Annotated in this window: 1 protein-coding gene; it reads left to right on the forward strand. The window is 36.9% G+C overall.

The annotated features are described in order from the left end of the window. The first annotated feature begins 208 nt into the window (after positions 1-208). Positions 209-1,303, forward strand: coding sequence for an L-dopachrome tautomerase-related protein (locus ACR65M_RS26785; protein WP_061794307.1), 1,095 nt, complete (start codon positions 209-211; stop codon positions 1,301-1,303). Positions 1,304-1,657: the final 354 nt, after the last annotated feature.

Below are 1,657 nucleotides of genomic sequence, written 5' to 3' on the forward strand. Positions count from 1 at the left end.
GGTACATGGCATAGAGTACAAATTATCGGATATTCTCTAACCATGAAAAGGACCGGGCTATGCCCGGTTTTTCTTATTCCGACCGACTTTAGTTGTTGAATCGATAGAGGTTAATGTTTTATAGAAAAAAACTTATTAAGAAACATGCACTAGAAAAAATATAAATCATATATAGGTGATATCCCGTTTGATGCTTAAGGAGGATATGATGATACCTATGTTACCTAGTGAAAAATATTTCGGTAATTTTGAACTGGTTTATCCATTTTATGGGGCTATGCCTACAGGTGTTACTGTTTCAGAAACCGGTCGTATTTTCATTTGCTTCCCGAAATGGGGAGACGATGTTAAATTTACGGTGGCGGAAATTGTTGAGGATAAATTGCAGCCTTATCCTAATTTACAAACCAATTTGGTTAACCCCGAGAATTTTACAAGGACTTTTATCAGTGTCCAAAGTGTAGTTGCTGATGGAAGGGGAACACTTTGGGTATTAGATACAGCTGCACCCAATTTTTCTGAACCTATTAAAGGGGGGGCAAAATTAGTCGCTGTTGATCTAGAAACGAATACAATAAGAAAAGTATATACCTTTACAGAAGATGTTGTCCTGCCTACAACTTATTTGAATGATGTCCGTTTTGATTTTCGTGTTGGAAAAGCAGGGTATGCTTATATAACGGATTCTTCTTCAACAGGACCAGGAGCTATAATCGTCGTAGATTTAGCAGATGGAAACGCCTTCAGACGGTTAAATGGGGCAAATTCAACTTCACCCGATCCCTATTTTATACCGAAAGTAGAAGGAAAAGTATTAATGAATCGAAATAAAGATGGCAGTACTTCTCCATTTAGACTGGCTTCTGACGGTATTGCGATTTCGCCTGATGGAAGGGTATTATTTTTTTGTCCACTAACCAGTCGTCATCTGTTCTCGATCACAACAGAAGCCCTGAGAGACAGAAGCATACCGGACATGGAATTACCTTATCATGTGGAGTATTGGGGAGAAAAAGGTGCATCTGATGGAATGATCACTGATGCAAAGGGAACTGTTTATGCTGGAGATTATGAACACAACTGTATCCGCAAGATATTGCCAAATGGCACAATGGAAACGATCATACATGACCCGAGAATGTTGTGGCCGGATACTTTTTCAATTGGTCCGGATCAATATTTGTATGTCATTGTGAACCAATTACATCGACAGCCTAGATTTCATTATGGAAAAGACTTACGACAGAAACCTTATAGTTTACTTCGTATCAAAATTGATGAATTTCCTGCTCCGACCTTTTGATAATAAATAAACTTAAAATTAGGAACAGTTTATTTGGTAAATGTTAAACTGTTCCTGGAAATTTTTATAATGTTGGTAAGTTCAATTCTGTATTTATATTTCGGACTTACGATATATCTGGTTGAACATTTTTTTGTACATGAAAAAAGGACCGCAGCAGCCATCATCCCCAGCTACACAAATTAATGAATTCCTCCCATTTATGAATTTTACCGATTATAAAAAACCTTAAAGAATGTTTCCTCCTATTTTTGGAACAATACAATTGATTGTATTAGGGGTACAGCCAACATTTCGGAAATTTTGTACGCTAAGCAAAATTCGATATAGAAATAGCCAAATACCTGTACGTTA

It is taken from the genome of Ferdinandcohnia sp. SAFN-114 (assembly GCF_059415045.1).